Origin of the sequence: Pseudogemmatithrix spongiicola (genome assembly GCF_030623445.1) — a bacterium.
In the GTDB taxonomy this organism is placed as follows: domain Bacteria; phylum Gemmatimonadota; class Gemmatimonadetes; order Gemmatimonadales; family Gemmatimonadaceae; genus Pseudogemmatithrix; species Pseudogemmatithrix spongiicola.
In genome coordinates, this window is sequence record NZ_CP130613.1 from 1,872,324 (window position 1) to 1,888,277 (window position 15,954).

Sequence of the window (15,954 nt, forward strand, 5' to 3'; positions counted from 1 at the left end):
ACCAAAGCGCGACGGGACTTAGAGCGCGACGAACTAGGCGCCCTCAGCCCCGTCCGACGCACCTGGCCAAGCCGTGCGCTTCCGCCGAGCAGTCCCGCGCGAGAGCAGCGCGTCGAGATCGCCCCACGTCTGCACCCCGCGATGCGACGCATCGCGCAGCAAGCCGCGCAGCACCTGCGCCGTCGCCAGCGCGTCTCCACTCGCCCGGTGGCGGTCGGCGATCGTCACGCCGTAGTGCGCGCTCACCACATCGAGATTCCGCCGCGGCAGGTGGCTCAGCAGCCGCCGCGCGAGTCGCACGGTGCAGAGCTGACCCGTCACGAGGCTCCCCAGTGGCGTCGGCGCGACCCGCGAGAACTCGGCGTCCAAGAATCCGAAGTCGAAGCTCGCGTTGTGCGCCACGAACACGCGGCCCACGAGGTGCGCCGCAAACTCGCCGGCGATGTCCTCGAAGCGCGGCGCCTCGCGCACCATGGCGTCGGAGATGCCCGTCAGCCGCGTGATGTGCCACGGAATCGGGCGGCCGGGGTTGATCAGCGACTCAAAGGCGACCTCGACCCGGTCGCCCTCGACGTAGACCGCCGCCACCTCGGTCACGCGATCGACGCCCCAAGGCTGTCCGCCGGTGGTTTCCACGTCGACGACGACGTACGGGAGCGTGTGTAGGTCCACGCGGGCAATCTAGCGCGACCGAACGCGGACCGAAGCGCCCTGGCCGCGCGTCACCCGTCCACGACTCCCCGCCGCCCTCCGCCAAAGACCGCAATCCCGAATGCGGTCCAGCTATTGAACTTCGCGCCGCCGTCGCACTACATTGTGAAAGATTTCACAAAGATATGCACTCACCTACCAAACACATCGCCGAATCCACCGTCCGGCGGCTCTCGCTCTACCTCCGCTTCCTGGAGGAGTTCGAGTCCCGCGGGCAGACGACTGTGTCCAGCGGTGAACTCGCGCGCTCCGGCGGCACGACCTCCGCCCAAGTCCGCAAAGACCTCTCCTTCTTCGGCTCCTTCGGCAAGCGCGGGCTCGGTTACGGCGTCAAGGATCTCATCCACTCCATCCGCGAGATCCTCGGCCTCGAACAACCGTGGCCGGTCATCATCATCGGCGCGGGCAAGATCGGCGCCGCCCTCGCGCAGTACCGCGGCTTCACGTCGCGCGGCTTCCACGTCGTCGGCGTCTACGATCGCGATCCCGCCAAGACCGGCATGAACCTCGGCGCCCTCTCCGTCCGGTCCGACACCGAGCTCGAACGCGACATCGCGCTCCACAAGCCACGCATCGCTGTGCTGGCCGTTCCCGGCGAGGCGGCGCAGGCCATGGTCGACCGCGTCGTCAGCGCGGGCATGCACGCCATCCTGAGCTTCGCGCCGGCGCCGCTGCATGCGCCGCAGGGCGTCACGATTCGCGCGGTGAACATGGCGACCGAACTCGAGATTCTCGCCTACTCGCTCACGCACGGCGTCTGACGCCGCGCGGCACGCGCCGCACGGTTAGCGACGCGCCCGCAGCACGCGCAGGAACTCCAGCACACCGAGGGTCTCCGGCCGCGCCGCTGGGTCCACCCCCGCCGCGCTGAGCAGCGCATCCGCCGCGGCGGCATCGAGGTCGAACAGCGTCCGCACCACGCGCCGCATCTGCTTCCGCCGCAGCCCGAACGCACCCTGCACCAGCAGGCGGAACGGCTCCTCTTCCTCTGGCGCCAGCAACGCCTCGGCGCGCGGCACGATGCGCAGCACGGCGCTCTCCACCTTCGGCGGCGGATTGAAGCTCTTCGCCCCCACCAGGAACAACCGCTCGGCCTGCGCCAGCGCCTGCACGTTCACGCTGAGCGCGCCGTAGTCGTCGCTGTCCGGCGCGGCGACCACACGATCCGCGACTTCCTTCTGCACGAGATACACGGCGCGCGTCGGACGCGGGCGTTGCATCGCGTGGAACAGGATCGGCGTGGTGATGTTGTACGGCACGTTGCCGGCCAACAGATAGGGACCGCCGGCCAGTGCCCCGAGGTCCTGCTCGAGCACATCGCCCTCGATGAGCGTGAAGCGCGGCTCATCCTTCCAGCGCTCACGCAGGATGGGCGCCAGCTCACGATCCAGCTCGATGGCAATCACCCGCCCTGCGCGCTGCAGCAAGTGTTCCGTGAGCGCGCCGCGGCCGGGACCGATCTCGATGACCGTGTCCTCGCGCGTGCACGCCAGCGCGTCGGCGATGCGGCCGAGTAGCCGCGGATCGGTCAGGAAGTGCTGGCCGAGTCGCTTCTTGGGGCGCGGGAGGGCGCTCACGAATGCCGCAACACGACGACGGCCTGGTCGTCGTGCGGCTTTGCGCGGCCCATGTGCCCTTCCACCAGCGCGAACACGCCGTCGACCACGCGCGACGGCACTTCCTTGCGCCGCGCCCGCAACACGTCGAGCACCGCGCGCTCGCCCAGCGCCTCGCCGCGCGCGTTGCGCGCGTCGGTGATGCCGTCCGTGAATAGCGCGAGCACATCATGCTCGGGATCCCAGGCGCGCTCGGCGACGTGCAGGTCTTCCGGCCCCAGCCCGAGCGGCGGATCTGTCGCCTCGAGCCGCTGCGGCACGCCGTCGGCGCCCACCGTGAACGCGTGCGGATGCCCGGTGTTCGTCCAGCGGATCGTGCGCGCCTCGCGGTCCACCACGCAGTAGCACAGCGAGAGGAACATCTCGGTCTCGCGCAGCTCTTCGTCGAGCGTCGCGAAAATGGCCGTCACCGTCTCGGCCGGATCGGCCGTCGTCTGCGCATGGATGGCGCTCGCGCTCATCACCAGCGCCATGATCAACGCGGCGCGATACCCATGGCTCGACACATCGCCGACCAACACGCCGATGCGCCCGTTGCCGAGGTGGAACAGGTTGTAGAAGTCGCCGCCCACCCCCTCGGCGGGCTCGACGCGCACCGCGCACAGCGCTTCCGGCGCGACCACCTCGCCCGACGGCAGCAGCTTCATCTGCAGGTCATGCGCGAGCCGCATCTCGCTCTGCAGCCGCTCCTGGTCGAGACTTGCGCGCACGAGGCGTGCGTTCTGGATCGCCGTCCCGATCTGCGAGCCCACGGCCGACACCAGCTTCTCGTCGCCGGCCGTAAAGTTGTCGCCGCTGCGACGCCCGCTCAGACACACGACGCCGAGCGGAATGCCGCCTTCAGGCGTCGTCCACGTGATCGGCACGGAGAGCATCGCGCCCGAGCGGAACGGCGCCTCCAGCGGCGACTCCAGCACCCCGGCGTTCACGAGCAGCGCATGCCGCGTGCGGAACACGCGCGCCGAGACGGCAATCGGGTCGTCAATCGGAATCGGCACCGCGGGACCCGCCGTGACGCTGCGCAGCGACGTCACCGGCCGCAGCAGGCCCGCCGCCGCATCGTGCACGAGCAGCGCGCCGAAGTCGGCGCCCACCGTATCGGACACCTCGAGCAGGATGGTGCGCGCCGCATCATCGAGCGTCACCGTGCGGCCGAGGATCTCGCTGATCGAGTAGAGGAGATTGATCTCCTCGTAGCGTTCCATGAGCTCGTCGGCGGCGTGGCTGGCTTCCCAGCGCGCCTGCAGCAGTTCGCCGAGCACGGGCACGAGCACGCGCAGCCAGCGGCGCACGTCGCTGTCGTCATCGGGCACCGGCCCGATGCCCAGCCAGGCGCGCGTACGCCCCGGCACACGCACCACGAGCTGCGCGCCGAGCGCCGTCTCGCGCAGGCGGGGCTCCGGCCCGGTGATGTCGGCGAAGCCTTCGGGGGGCGTGACGTCGCCGCCCGAGGTCGCCGCGACTTCGACCGTCGCACCGGGTGCCGCCTGCGTCCACAGCGTCGCCCCGCAGCCATAGGCCTCGGAGAACGCGTGCAGGGCAACGCCGATGTCGCTCATGCGGCGTGGCCCGTGCGGCCGGGGTGACGCACCGTGAGGCGCACGACGTTCCCCTGCGCCGCGCCCACCACGCGGAAGTTCTCGACGCGCTCCACCAGCGCGCGCATCAGGAACAACCCGCGTCCGCTGTCGCGCTCGAGGTTCTCCGGCGTCGTCGGATCCTCCGTGCAGGCCTCGAGGTCGAAGCCCTGCCCTTCGTCCTCGACCTCGACGATCACCACATCATCGCGCACCTCGACGCGGACGCGCACTTCCTTGCGCGCGTCCTCGCCGTTGCCGCAGATGATGGCGTTCGACAGCGCCTCGGTGAGCGCCACCTTGAACTTGTTGCCCAGCGCGCGCACGTCGACCGCGCGCGTCGCGCAGCTGCGCAGCACCTCCTCCACGACGCCCTCGATCTGCTGCAGCTCGCTCGGGATCCGCAGGTCCAGCGTCAGCGACCCGGCCATTCAGAACGTCTCGAGCGCGCGTTCCCGGCTATCGGAGATCTGGAACAGCGTGTCGAGCTTCGTGAGCTCGAACAGCGTCTGCAGGTCGTCGTTGAGGTTGGCGAGGCGGATGTCGCCGCCGAGTTCGCGCAGGCGCTTGGCCAGCGAGACCAGCACGCCGAGGCCGGCGGAATCGATGTAGCCGGTGCGGTGGAAGTCGACGAGGATCTTCCGCGCGCCCGTCTCGGCCTCGTCGAGCACCCGCTGCTTGAGCTCCTGGCGGTTGCTCACGATCAGCTGGCCCTCGATCTCGACGATGACCACTTCACCTTGGCGGGATACGTGCAGGGGCATGTCCGGCTCGTGCTGGGGTAAGGGGGCTGGGGACGCGTCTGTAACTTAGCGTCAGAACTTGGTGCGCAACGCCGCCGCGACGGCGGGATGCACGAGCTTGTCGATGTCGCCGCCGAAGCGCGCGACCTCGCGCACCAACGACGAGCTGATGTAGCTGACCTCGATGCTCGGCACCATGAACATGGTCTCGAGCTGCGGCGCGAGATGCCGGTTCATGAGCGCCATCTGGTACTCGTACTCGAAGTCGGCGACGAAGCGCAGGCCGCGGAGGATCACCGTCGCGTTGTTCGCCTTGGCGAAATCGACGACGAGGCCCTTGAAGGCCTTCACCGTCACGCGGGGGTCGTGGTCCACGGCGGCCGCGATCAGCGCCACGCGCTCGTCGTCGGTGAACAGCGGCTGCTTGGCGACGTTGACGGCCACGCCGACGACGAGACGGTCCACGAATTGCAGCGACCGCTTGATGAGGTCGCTGTGGCCGTTCGTGATGGGGTCAAAGCTGCCGGCGTACAGCGCGGTCTTCGGCATCAGGCGGAGAGGCGGTAGATGGTGATCGCGGTGTCGCCGTAGCGGCGGCGGTCCGTTGTCGCGCCCGCCGTGGCGTCCGGAAGCGACACTGCGGCGGAGTGTTCAAGGCAAAAGATGTCGGAGAACGGGTGTTCGAGCCAGATGGAGGCGAGGCGGAGTGCGGTGTCCGTCGCGTACGGGGGGTCGGCGAGGGAGAGGGTGTACGGCCTTTCAACTGCCCGTTGGGAGTTGGAAGTTGGGAGTTGGGAGGTGAACTGCACAGCGTCGGCGAGGTGGACGGTGCTGACGGCTTCGGCCTTCAGGGTTGCGATGTTCGCCTTGAGCACCTTGGCCACCTTTGGGTCCTGCTCGACGAAGTCACAGTGCGTCGCGCCGCGGCTGAGACACTCGAGGCCGAGGGCGCCGCTGCCGGCGCAGAGATCCAGCACCAGCGCGTCGGGGATGTGGGGCTGGAGGATGCTCATCCAGGCCTCGCGCACGCGGTCGGCGGTGGGGCGCACGCCGCTCTCCGGCACCTGGATGCGGCGGCCCCGCCATCGGCCGGCGATGATGCGGAGTTCAGCCATCGCTCGGACGCAGGTCGAGGATGTTGGCCTGCAGCGTGCGGGCGTTGCGGAACTCGTTCATCTCGAGGCGATACACCATGTCGACGCGCGCGTCGCGGCCGAGGGCGGCGGCGCGGTGGGCCATGCCCCAGCCGATCGCCTCGCGCGGGCCGCCGTCGCTCTTTAGCTCGAGCTTCAGGCCGTCGCTGCCGACGCTGCGTGCCCCGCCCTTGAGCTGCACGCCGCGCGAGAGCAGCACGGGGCCGGGATTGCCCATGCCGAAGGGTTCGAGGAATCGCAGGGCCTCGAGCAGCGTCACGTCGGCGTCGTCAATCCGCATCTCCAAGTCCGGACGCAGCTCCGGATGTAGCTGGTCCTCCGTGAGCGCGGCAGCCGCCGCTTGGTCGAAGCGCGCGGCGAACTCCTCGATGCGGTCCGCGGCGATCGTCAGACCTGCGGCCGCGCGGTGGCCGCCGTACTTCTCCAGCAGGTCGCCGCAGGCCGTGAGCGCCGCATGCAGGTCAAAGCCCGGCACCGACCGGCCCGAGCCCTTCCCCACGCGCACGCCGCCGTCGGCGTTGACGGCGATCATGAACGTCGGGCGGTGCGTGATCTCCACGATGCGCGATGCCACGATGCCGATGACGCCGGGCTCCCAGCCCTCACCGTGCAGCACGATGCCTCGCGCGGCGGCGACGTCGAGATCCTCCAGCTTCCGCTGCGCTTGCTCGAGGATGCCGCGGTCCAGCGCCTGCCGCTCGTCGTTCGCGCGATTGCACTGCGCCGCGAGGTCCATCGCCCTGCCGTCATCCTCGGCCAGCAGCAGGTCCACGCCGATGCTCGCGTGCCGGATGCGCCCCACCGCGTTCAACCGCGGCGCGACCACGAAGCCGAGTCGCCCCGCCGTGAGTCGCTTGTCGTCGAGCCCCGCCGAGCGAATGAGGGCGCGCAAGCCACGATTCCGCAGGTCGCGCGCACCAGCCGCCGGTGTGCGCCCCATGCGCTTCAAGCCTTCGGCCACGAAGATCCGATTGTCCCCCACCAGCGCCGCGACGTCCGCCACCGTCGCCAGGGCCACGAGTTCCAACTGCGCCTCCAGCAACTCGCCGAGCGAGGCGCGCTCGGCCTCCGACACATCGGCGCCACGCAGCGCCAGCACCGCGGCCATCAGCTTCCACGCCACACCCACCGCCGCCAACGCCCGATCCCCGCGCAGCTCCAACTCGGACTCCCGCTGCGGATTCACCACCGCAAACGCCGTCGGCAACTCAGGCATCGGGCGATGATGGTCCGTCACGATCAGATCGATGCCCTGCGCCGCGAGCTCACGCGCCGGCCCCAGCGCCGTCGTGCCGCAGTCGCAGGTGAGCACCAGCTTCGCCCGCACCTCGACCGCCCGCCGCACGCCCGCGGCTCCCAAGTCGTAGCCGTCCGTCTTGCGATCGGGAATGAACGGCTCCACCTCTCCGCCCATCGCGCGCAGCATCTTCGTCAGCAGCGCGGTCGAGCAGATGCCGTCCACGTCGTAGTCGCCGTGCACGAGGATGCGCTCCCCCCGCCGTAGCGCCGTCACGAGCCGTTCGGCGGCGCGCGCGAGGTCGGTCAGTGCCTCCGGCGGCGTCAGCTGCGCGAGCGAGGGCGCCAGCAACAGCCGCGCATCGTCGATCCGCCGCACGCCGCGCAGCACCAGCAACCGCGCCACCGCCTCGGGAATCGGCGGCGGGGCCGCGCGCCCCAGCCGTTCCTGTGCGATGCGCTTCTGCTCGTTGCCCGCGCGGAGCTCGGCGTAGAGCGCCGCCACGGCTGCCTCATCCGCGCGCGGCACGTCCCGCCAGCGCGCCGCTGGCCGCGCCCGACTCACCCGGCCCTCAGGCCTGGTAGTACATCATCACGCCGCACACTTCGCAGGGCTCGATCGCCCCCGACGACAGCATCGCGTGACGCCGCTGCATGGGAATCGACGTATCGCAGGCCCCGCAGGCCGTGCCGCTCAGCGCGACCACCACATGCACGCGCTTCTTGTTGCGCAGGCGATCGTAGCGGGTGCGCAGCGCCGTCGGCACGGCCTTCGCCGTCTCGGCACGCTTCGCCGCCGCCGTCGCCAGCTCGCCCTCGAGCGCCGCCCGCTGCTCGGCGACCTCGCCGCGCGCCGTCGCCTGCTCCGCCTCGAGCGCGGTGAGGTCGTCCTTGGCCGCCTTCAGCGCGCCACGCATTTCCTCAAGCCGGCGGTTCAGCGCCAGCAGGTCGCTTTCCTCGCCGGCGACGATCTTCTTCGCCTGCTCCATCTGCGCCGCCGCGGCCGTCGCCTGCCGGATGTTGGTGACCGCGTCGAACTGCGCTTGGTTGCGCTCGATCAGCTGCCGATGCTCGGCGATCTTGTCGCGCAGGAAGGCCTGCTTCTTCTCCTCGGCCGAGACCAGCCCCTGCTGCCGCTCGACGGAGTCGGCGAGACGCTTGCGGCGCGCGTCGAGCTCGGCGATGCGAGGGGCGAGCGCGTCGAGCTTGGTCTCGATCTCGTGGATGATGAGGTCGTCGGACTGGAGGGCGAGGAGCGAAGTGATATCAGACATTATTCGAAGGGCTGGGAGACGGGAGACGAAAGTACGGGCGGAGATGGAGAGACGGGAATGGGGGAGATGGGGGGGGAGATGGGAGACGTGCGTGTCGGTGAGGGCCTGAGGGGCGCACAAGAGCATCCTTTCACCTTCTCACCGCCCCCCAGCGTGGTACACCGAGTGCTCGCTTCTCTTCGGTCAGCTTGTTGATCTTGGCGATGATTACGTCCTTCTCGGCTTCATCCGCCAACGGAAGTATCGACTTCAGCTCCGCGACGCGTGCATCCACAGAACGCCCGCGGAGTTGTCGCATCGCATCGGCAATGCTGCGCTTGGCGTCCACCACCGCGTCCGCCTCGCCGCGCAGCGTTTCGTACACATAGATCTCGCGGGCGTCGAGCCCACTCGTGAACTGCTCCGGATCCGCGTCGGCGCCGTGGTGCATCGCGGCGGCATACAACGCCGCGTACACCGGATCGCGCAGCACGCTGCCTTGGTCCTCGGCGAATGCGTCATCGCCCGCGCCTTCGGGGAGCTCCTCCATCTCGAGCTTACCCAACTCCTCGGCGATGAGGTCCTGCCAGATCGGTTGCGTGAGCAATACGCGCAGCAGCGTCTGCTCGGCGTTCCCCTGCTCCACCGGCGAGCGATACGGGCCGCGGAAAACCGCCGGCGCAGCCTCGTCGCCCGGCGGGGGCGCATCGGCGTCACGGTCGCGGAACTCGCCGCCACTGCCCGCGCCTCGCGGATACTGGCCCGCAACACTCGCGCGCGCCGCCTCCGCCGGACGGCCAGTCGTGCGCGTGCCGCGCCGCACGGCGTGCAGCTCCTGCAGCAACACCTCGCGCGCAATCCCTGCCGCCTCGGCGGCGCGCGCCAAGTAGAGATCTCGCGTAATCGGATCGCTTGCCGCCCGGATCGTCGGCAGCAGGCGGTCCAACGCACGCCGCTTGTGCTGCAGGTCGTTGAACCAGCCGGCCCGCTGTAGCAGTTGCACCTTGCGATCGAACACGTCCATGGCCTGCTCGATCAGCGGCGCGATGCCCGCGATGCCCTTGGCACGCACGAAGGTGTCCGGGTCCTCGCCCTCGGGCAGCGTCACCACGCGCACCTCGAAGCCCTTCGCCAGCAGCACGTCCGACGCCCGGAACGTCGCCTTCTGACCCGGACCGTCCGAGTCGTAGAGCAGCACGGCATGCTTCGTGAAGCGTGAGAGCAACTCGGCTTGGCCTTCGCCCAGCGCCGTGCCCATCGGGGCCACCACATGCTCCACACCGGCATCCACAAGGCGCAGCGCGTCGAAGTAGCCCTCGACGATCACCACGCGATCCTCGCGCCGGATCGCATTGCGTGCGGCACCGAGGTTGTAGAGCACTTTGCCCTTGCTGAAGATCTCGCTCTCAGCGGAGTTGAGATACTTCGGCTCGCCGGGCCCGAGCAGGCGGCCCCCGAAGGCCACGACCTTGCCGCCCTGCTCGAGGATCGGGAACATCAGTCGGTCGCGGAAGCGCGGACGGATCTCGTCGCCTTCCTCGCGATGCACGAGGATGCCGGCAGCGATCGCGCGCTCTTCCGGCACGCCGAGTCCGCGCAGATGCTCGCGCAGCGCGTTGAGGTCGCGCGGCGCGTAGCCTAAGCCGAAGCGCTCGGCCGTCGCGCGGCTCACCTCGCGCGAGGCGAGATACGCCCGCGCCTCGGCGCCCGCCGGCGTGTCCCAGAGCTGTCGCTGGAAGTACTCGGCCACCGTGCCGTGCAGCTCCCACAGCGGCTCGCGCGGATCGGGCCCTTCGCGCTTGCGCTGCACCTCCTGCACCTCGATGCCGCTCTTCGCACCGACGTACTTCACCGCCTCGACGAAGCTCATGCCCAGCCGCTTCTGCACGAAGGTGAACACGCTGCCCTTCTCGCCGCAGACGAAGCAGGTGTAGCCGCCGCGCGGCATCACCGAGAAGTTCGCGTTCGTGCCCTGGTGGAACGGGCAGGGCCCGCGCCACACGCTGCCCGTCTTCTTGAGCTTCACGTGCTCGCCGATGATGGCGACGATGTCCGCCGCCGCGCTCACCTGCTCCACTACCTCGTCGGGGATCACGCGAGCTCCGCGACAGTGACGCCGGCGCCGCCTTCGTTCCAGGCGCCGAGTCGGTAGGCTTTCACGCGCTTGTCGCCCTTGAGCAGTTGGTTCACGCGCTCGCGTAGCGCCCCCGTGCCCTTGCCGTGGATGATGCGCAGCGCGTGCAGGTCCGCGCGGTGCGCGGCGTCGATGGCCTGCACGATGGCATCGTCCACCTCGTGCACGCGCATGCCGCGCAGGTCCACTTCGGGCTTCGCCATCACCTCGGGCACGTCGATGATGGCGATCGGCACGGCGGCATCCTTCAGGTGCCGCTGCGACACGCGCCGCAGGGCGCTGAACGGCACGGTGAGCTTGAGCGCGCCCACCACGACCACGGCATCATCGCCGCGGCGCTCGATCAACTTGCCCGTCTTGCCGCCCAGCGTGGCGACCTCGACCGCGTCGCCGGGTTCGATGATCACGCCGCGCTTGTCGCGCGGCTTCTCGCCCGCGATGCCCGCCGCCGCCTCTGCGGCCTCGCGCGCCTTGAGCAGTGCGTCCTGCGCGGCGCGTTCCGCGGCGTCGAGCGCATCGAGGGCCTCGCGTTCGCGGTCGGCGCGCTGCTCCATCGCCCGCCGAGCCTGCAGCGCCGTCTCGTCGATGCTCGCCGCGCCCGCCGCCTTGAGCTCGCGGATCGTGCGCTCCACTTCTTGGCGCGCTTCGAGTAGGTAGCGCCGCGCATCCTTGCGCGACTCGCGCTCCAGCTCGCGCTCCTTCTGCTTTACCGTCGCCTCGCGCTCAGCGATGCGCCCCGCGCGCTGCTGCAGGTCCGCCTGCTGCTCGGCGACCTCGCGCTCACGCCGCGACAGCGCCTCGGCCCGCGCCTCGACGTCGGCGAGCAGCGCGGTGAGATCGCGCTCCATGCGCGGCACGCGCTCCTCGGCCCGCGCGAGCACCTCGTCGCTCATGGCGAGGCGCCGCGCGATGGCGAGGCCGTAGGAGCGGCCCGGGATGCCCTTGATGAGGCGGTACGTGGGGGCCAAGCGCTCGGCGTCGAACTGCAGCGAGGCATTCACCACGCCCGGCACTTCGCTGGCCAGCTCCTTGAGCTGCCCCAGGTGCGTGGTGGCGATCGTCGTCGTGCCGCGGCGCGTGAGCGCTTCGAGGATCGCGCCACCGAGTGCGGCTCCCTCGAGGGGATCGGTCCCCGACCCCAGTTCGTCGATGAGCACCAGCGCATCGGCCGACGCGTGATCGACGATCTCCTTCAGGTGCTTCAGGTGCGCGCTGAACGTCGAGAGCGAGGCTTCGAGCGATTGCTCGTCGCCGATGTCGGCGAACACGTCGTCGAAGACTGGGATCACGCTCTCCGCGCCCACGGGCGCAGGAATCCCGCACTGCATCATCAGGGCGATCAGCGCGAGCGCCTTGAGCAGTACCGTCTTGCCGCCCGTGTTGGGACCGGAGACGAGCAGCGTGCGCTCGCTTGGGTCCATCGCCAGCTCGAAGGGCACCACACTGATGCCCTGCGCCAGCAGCAGCGGGTGCCGACCGTCGCGAATGCGCCAGCCCTCGCGCGCGGGTGCGAGCTCGGCGTCGCTGCACTTGGCAGCCAGCGCGTAGCGAGCGCGGCCATAGAGCGCATCGATCGCGACCAGCGCATCCCAGGCATCGGCCAGCGCCTCGCGCTCGGGGCGCAGCAGCGCGGTGAGTTCCTGGAAGATGCGCTCGCATTCCTGGCGTTCTTCCGCTTCGAGCTCGCGGATGCGATTCCCCGCCTCGACCGCCGCCGGCGGCTCGACGAACACCGTTTGCCCCGACTGCGAGCTGTCGTGCACGATGCCGCCCACCACCACGCGCCCTTCGCGGCGCACCGGGATCACCCAGCGTCCGTTGCGCAGCGTGACCGACGCGTCGTCCACGCGATGATGCGGCTCGAGCTTCGCCATCAGGCGTTCGAGCAGGCGCACGATCTCGCCTTCGGAGGCGCGCAAGTCGCGGCGGATGCGCCGCAGCGTCGGCGAGGCGTCGTCCTTGAGCTCGCCGTCTTCGGTGAGCACGCGGTCGAGCTGTGCCTCGAGCGCCGGCATGGCAATCAAGCGATCGGCCAGCGCCGCGAGTGGTGCGCGTGCCGCCGGGTGTCGCGCTTCGTCGCGCAGCGACTGTTGCGTGAGGCGCGACGAGCGCAGCAGCGTCCACGCCCCACGGAGTTCGACGCCATTCCACGCCGCCCCATCCACGCGCAGGCGCTGGAAGGCATTGCCCAGTTCGGGGATCGCCTCCGGCCGGAAGGGATTCTCGCCGACGATCAGCGCGCGCATCGCGGCCACGCGCGCGTGTTCGGCGTGCAGCGCGCCCAGCGCCTCGGCGCGGTCGAGATGCGTGCCCCCCACGCGCACCGGGCGCAGCCCGCTAATGCGCGCTGCGCCCGGACTGGTGGACGCGTGCCCCGCGACGTGATCGAGCAGTCGCGCGAATTCGAGGACGTCGAGTGCGTGGGCCTGGACCGTCACGGGGACGTCCCGAGCTCCTCGCGAACGATGCGGTTGAGGACGTTGCCGTCGAGCCGGCCCTTGAAGGCGGGCATCACTTTGCCCATCACGGCGCCCATTTGCTTGGCACCGCCGACGATGGCCGCGCGGACTGCCGCGCGCACTTCATCGTCCGTGGGCGCGGCGGGGAGGTAGGCCTCGAGGGCCTCCGCCTCCCGCCGCTCGGTCGCCGCCTGTTCGGCGCGACCGCCCTTTTCGAACATCTCCACTGATTCCCGCCGCCGCTTGATCGCCTTGCGAATCACCTCGACGACGTCGTCGTCGGTGGGGAGGCGCTTGATCGCGATCTCGTGATTGCGGATGTCAGCCAGCACGGTGCCCAGCAGCAGGACGCGTTCCTTGTCCTGCGCCTTGCGGGCGACGTTCAGCTCGCCCTGCAGCCGCGCCGCCAATGCTGACATCAGTTCGCGCGGGGGCGACGAGTCTTCCGCTGCGCGGCGTTGAGCTTCCGCTTGCGCTTCTCGCTCGGCTTCTCATAGTGACGATGCTTGCGCAGGTCCGCGAGGATCCCGGCCTTTTCGCACTTCTTCTTGAAGCGCTTGAGCGCGCGTTCGAAGTTCTCGTCTTCGTGGATGACGATTTCCGACAAAACTGATTCCCCCCTTGGTGGCGCTTCCGGCGCCTGATTGGGTTAGCCTTTTAAGCTACCGAATGGCAAGGGCTTAGGCAAGCTGGGAGAGGGGAGAGGGAGGTACGGGCGGGGGGAGGGAGACGGGAATGGGAGAGATGGGGGGGCAGACGTCTCACGTACCCGCCCCCGTCTTCCCCCCGTCTGCCTCATTGCCCTCTCTCCATCTCCGCCCGTACCGCCGTCTCCCCTGCCCCCGCCGTCGCTCGCACCGCCGCACGCACGCCCTCCCGAAACCGCTCCACCGAAAACTTCTCCGCCCACTCCTCACACCGCGCCGCCGTTACACTCCCCGCCGCGATCTCCGCCTCGAGCGCCCGCACGCCCTCCGCAATCGCCGTCGCCGTCTGCTCGCCGAAGAACACCCCACATCCCGGCCCGACCGTCTCCAGCGCCCCGCCCTTCCCGTACGCCACAACCGGCGTGCCCGCCGCCAGCGCCTCCACCGGCGCAATGCCGAAATCCTCTTCGGCAGCGAACACGAATCCGTCCGCCCGCTGCAACCAATCCCGCAGTTCGGCCCGCGGCAGATGCCCGAGCAGCCGCACATTCGGCCCCGCCACGGCCTTCGCCTTCTCCCACTCGGGCCCGTCGCCGATCACCACAAGCTCGCGATCAGGCAGAAGCCGAAACGCCTCCACGATGAGCGGAATCCGCTTGTACGGCACGAAGCGACTCGCCGTCACATACAGCCGAGTGCCCGCCTCCCCCTCAGCCTCTGTTCCCTCACCCCTTCCTCTCATCCCCTCGCTCTTCGCTCCTCGCTCCTCGCTCCTCGCAGCAAAGAACTCCGTCTCCACCGGCGGATACAGCACCCCGCTGTCCCGCCCCCACACCCGCTGGATGCGCGCGCGAATGAACTCCGAGATCGCCAAGATCTGCGTCGGCCGCGTCGCCGTGCGCCGGTCCCAGTCGCGGATGTACTTGAGCAACGCCCGCGCCGCCACGCCCTTCACCCCGCGCGAGAGTCCCGACTCCTCCAGGTACTGCTCCTGCAGGTCCCAGGCGTAGCGCACGGGCGAACAGCAGATGTTGAGATGCGGTACGCCCGCCGGCACCCGCACGCCCTTCGCCACCGCGTGGCTCACGCTGATCACGAGATCGTAGCCCGTGAAGTCGAGGCGCTCGATCGCCCAAGGCATCAACGGCAGCAACCTGCGATGCGCGCGCGTCGCGCCGGGAATCCGCTGCAGCGCGGAGGTCACGATGCGTCGCTCGCCGATCAGCGCCCGCAGCGACGGCACCGGATCGGCGACCAGCGTGAACAGATCCGCCTCGGGGAACACCGCGCACAGCTGCCCGGTGATCTCCTCCGAGCCGCCGTGCGTCAGCAACCACTCATGGACGAGCGCGACTCTCACCCGGGCGGCCACTTCATCTGGCGACCCGCCAGCACATGCAGATGCAGGTGATGCACCGTCTGGCCGCCGTCGTCGCCCGTGTTCACGACGACGCGATACCCCGATTGCTCCACGCCGAACTCCCGCGCCACGCGCTTCGCCAGCTCGCTGACCTCCGCCATCACGCTCCCATCCGGCGTCTCGGCGAGCGACGCGTAGTGCGCTCGCGGAATCACCAGCACATGCAACGGGGCCTGCGGCGCGATGTCGTGGAACGCCAGCGCCTGCGGCGATTCGGCGATGATCTTCGCGGGAATCTCACCGGCGATAATCCGGCAGAACAAGCAGCTCGCGCTCATCGATGTGCCTCCAGGTATGCGCGCCCGACGGCCACGCCGCTCACCGCGGCCGTCTCGAAGCGCAGGATGTTGCCGCCGAGCGACGCGACGAGGAACCCCGCCTGCTCAAAGGCCTCGCGCTCCCCTGCGTCGAAGCCGCCTTCCGGTCCGACGACAATCGTGAGCGCCGGCGTCGCCGCCTTCACGAGCGAGAGCATCGGCGGCGCGCCCGCATCGAGTAGGACTCCGACGCCCTCTGGCCGCGCGCTGATCGCATGCTCGACCGTCGCTTCCGGATAGATCGCCGGCAGCCACGCGCCTCCACACTGCTCGAGCGCATTCGCCATGCGCGCGCGCGTCTTCTGGTGGAACACCGGCCCCTCCCCGCGCGGGTTCACGTGCTTCGAGCGTTTGAACAGCACAGGCCGCCAACTCGCGACGCCGAGTTCCGTCGCCTTCTCGGCGAGCCAAAGCATCCGGTCCTTATCAGCGACGGGCAGCAGCAAGTGAATCGGCGTCGGCGGCTCGACGAGCTCCGCCTGCTCCACGGCGACGGTCGCGTGCCGCTTGGCTAGGGACGTGAGCACGCCCTCACCGCGCGTGCCCTGCCCGTCGAGCAAGCGTACGCGCATGCCGACCTCGAGTCGCCGCACGCGCATGTGGTGCGCCGCGTCCTCGCCGAGCGTGACGCTCGAGGGCGCGTGGAAGGGTTCGTCGAGGAAGAAGGCGGCGAGACTCACCAAGGGA

Annotated in this window: 17 protein-coding genes; 1 reads left to right on the top strand and 16 read right to left on the bottom strand. The window is 69.7% G+C overall.

Annotated elements, in window-relative coordinates:
- Positions 1 to 33 precede the first annotated feature (33 nt).
- Positions 34 to 672: a 3'-5' exonuclease gene (locus Strain318_RS08580; protein ID WP_367885292.1), complete on the bottom strand. Its 639-nt coding sequence runs from the start codon at positions 670 to 672 to the stop codon at positions 34 to 36.
- A 164-nt stretch (positions 673 to 836) separates the two neighbouring features.
- Between Strain318_RS08580 and Strain318_RS08585 the strand changes: the two genes are divergently transcribed.
- Positions 837 to 1,472 (top strand): redox-sensing transcriptional repressor Rex, encoded by a 636-nt coding sequence (locus tag Strain318_RS08585; RefSeq protein WP_367885293.1) that lies wholly within the window; start codon positions 837 to 839, stop codon positions 1,470 to 1,472.
- Positions 1,473 to 1,496: 24 nt separating this feature from the next.
- Here Strain318_RS08585 and rsmA read toward each other — a convergent pair whose 3' ends face one another.
- The 15 genes from rsmA to Strain318_RS08660 form a co-directional block, all read right to left on the bottom strand.
- Positions 1,497 to 2,288: a 16S rRNA (adenine(1518)-N(6)/adenine(1519)-N(6))-dimethyltransferase RsmA gene (gene rsmA, locus Strain318_RS08590; RefSeq protein ID WP_367885294.1), complete on the bottom strand. Its 792-nt coding sequence runs from the start codon at positions 2,286 to 2,288 to the stop codon at positions 1,497 to 1,499.
- Positions 2,285 to 3,886 (bottom strand): PP2C family protein-serine/threonine phosphatase, encoded by a 1,602-nt coding sequence (locus Strain318_RS08595; RefSeq protein WP_367885295.1) that lies wholly within the window; start codon positions 3,884 to 3,886, stop codon positions 2,285 to 2,287. The genes rsmA and Strain318_RS08595 overlap by 4 nt, the downstream gene beginning before the upstream one ends.
- On the bottom strand, positions 3,883 to 4,335 hold the full coding sequence (locus Strain318_RS08600; RefSeq protein ID WP_367885296.1) for an ATP-binding protein: 453 nt from the start codon (positions 4,333 to 4,335) through the stop codon (positions 3,883 to 3,885). The genes Strain318_RS08595 and Strain318_RS08600 overlap by 4 nt, the downstream gene beginning before the upstream one ends.
- Complete coding sequence (locus tag Strain318_RS08605) at positions 4,336 to 4,668, bottom strand: STAS domain-containing protein (protein ID WP_367885297.1); 333 nt, start codon at positions 4,666 to 4,668, stop codon at positions 4,336 to 4,338. It abuts the gene before it with no gap.
- Between the two features lie 51 nt (positions 4,669 to 4,719).
- Positions 4,720 to 5,196 carry a pantetheine-phosphate adenylyltransferase gene (gene coaD / locus Strain318_RS08610; protein ID WP_367885298.1) on the bottom strand — a complete coding sequence of 159 codons (477 nt, stop codon included), beginning with the start codon at positions 5,194 to 5,196 and terminating at the stop codon, positions 4,720 to 4,722.
- A complete protein-coding gene (gene rsmD, locus Strain318_RS08615) occupies positions 5,196 to 5,762 on the bottom strand; it encodes a 16S rRNA (guanine(966)-N(2))-methyltransferase RsmD (protein WP_367885299.1) in 567 nt (188 codons plus the stop codon). The genes coaD and rsmD overlap by 1 nt, the downstream gene beginning before the upstream one ends.
- Positions 5,755 to 7,602, bottom strand: a complete 1,848-nt coding sequence (gene recJ, locus Strain318_RS08620) for a single-stranded-DNA-specific exonuclease RecJ (RefSeq protein WP_367885300.1) — start codon at positions 7,600 to 7,602, stop codon at positions 5,755 to 5,757. Before recJ ends, rsmD begins: the two co-directional genes overlap by 8 nt.
- A 7-nt stretch (positions 7,603 to 7,609) precedes the next feature.
- A complete protein-coding gene (locus Strain318_RS08625; RefSeq protein ID WP_367885301.1) occupies positions 7,610 to 8,311 on the bottom strand; it encodes a zinc ribbon domain-containing protein in 702 nt (233 codons plus the stop codon).
- 130 nt (positions 8,312 to 8,441) lie between these two features.
- On the bottom strand, positions 8,442 to 10,385 hold the full coding sequence (dnaG, locus tag Strain318_RS08630) for a DNA primase (RefSeq protein ID WP_367885302.1): 1,944 nt from the start codon (positions 10,383 to 10,385) through the stop codon (positions 8,442 to 8,444).
- On the bottom strand, positions 10,382 to 12,862 hold the full coding sequence (locus tag Strain318_RS08635) for an endonuclease MutS2 (RefSeq protein WP_367885303.1): 2,481 nt from the start codon (positions 12,860 to 12,862) through the stop codon (positions 10,382 to 10,384). The genes dnaG and Strain318_RS08635 overlap by 4 nt, the downstream gene beginning before the upstream one ends.
- Positions 12,859 to 13,302 carry a GatB/YqeY domain-containing protein gene (locus Strain318_RS08640; RefSeq protein ID WP_367885304.1) on the bottom strand — a complete coding sequence of 148 codons (444 nt, stop codon included), beginning with the start codon at positions 13,300 to 13,302 and terminating at the stop codon, positions 12,859 to 12,861. Before Strain318_RS08640 ends, Strain318_RS08635 begins: the two co-directional genes overlap by 4 nt.
- Positions 13,302 to 13,490 carry a 30S ribosomal protein S21 gene (rpsU, locus tag Strain318_RS08645; RefSeq protein WP_367885305.1) on the bottom strand — a complete coding sequence of 63 codons (189 nt, stop codon included), beginning with the start codon at positions 13,488 to 13,490 and terminating at the stop codon, positions 13,302 to 13,304. The genes Strain318_RS08640 and rpsU overlap by 1 nt, the downstream gene beginning before the upstream one ends.
- A gap of 188 nt (positions 13,491 to 13,678) precedes the next feature.
- A complete protein-coding gene (locus tag Strain318_RS08650) occupies positions 13,679 to 14,890 on the bottom strand; it encodes a glycosyltransferase (protein WP_367885306.1) in 1,212 nt (403 codons plus the stop codon).
- Complete coding sequence (locus Strain318_RS08655; RefSeq protein WP_367885307.1) at positions 14,887 to 15,228, bottom strand: histidine triad nucleotide-binding protein; 342 nt, start codon at positions 15,226 to 15,228, stop codon at positions 14,887 to 14,889. Before Strain318_RS08655 ends, Strain318_RS08650 begins: the two co-directional genes overlap by 4 nt.
- Entirely contained in the window at positions 15,225 to 15,947 is a 723-nt protein-coding gene (locus Strain318_RS08660; RefSeq protein ID WP_367885308.1) for an RsmE family RNA methyltransferase, read from the bottom strand. The genes Strain318_RS08655 and Strain318_RS08660 overlap by 4 nt, the downstream gene beginning before the upstream one ends.
- Positions 15,948 to 15,954 lie beyond the last annotated feature (7 nt).

Coding starts and splice junctions, on each gene's coding strand:
- Strain318_RS08640 (WP_367885304.1), bottom strand. CDS start 13,302: ATGTCAGCATTGGCGGCGCGGCTGCAGGGCGAGCTGAACGTCGCCCGC.
- coaD (WP_367885298.1), bottom strand. CDS start 5,196: ATGCCGAAGACCGCGCTGTACGCCGGCAGCTTTGACCCCATCACGAAC.
- rsmD (WP_367885299.1), bottom strand. CDS start 5,762: ATGGCTGAACTCCGCATCATCGCCGGCCGATGGCGGGGCCGCCGCATC.
- Strain318_RS08605 (WP_367885297.1), bottom strand. CDS start 4,668: ATGCCCCTGCACGTATCCCGCCAAGGTGAAGTGGTCATCGTCGAGATC.
- Strain318_RS08600 (WP_367885296.1), bottom strand. CDS start 4,335: ATGGCCGGGTCGCTGACGCTGGACCTGCGGATCCCGAGCGAGCTGCAG.
- Strain318_RS08585 (WP_367885293.1), top strand. CDS start 837: ATGCACTCACCTACCAAACACATCGCCGAATCCACCGTCCGGCGGCTC.
- Strain318_RS08595 (WP_367885295.1), bottom strand. CDS start 3,886: ATGAGCGACATCGGCGTTGCCCTGCACGCGTTCTCCGAGGCCTATGGC.
- Strain318_RS08625 (WP_367885301.1), bottom strand. CDS start 8,311: ATGTCTGATATCACTTCGCTCCTCGCCCTCCAGTCCGACGACCTCATC.
- Strain318_RS08655 (WP_367885307.1), bottom strand. CDS start 15,228: ATGAGCGCGAGCTGCTTGTTCTGCCGGATTATCGCCGGTGAGATTCCC.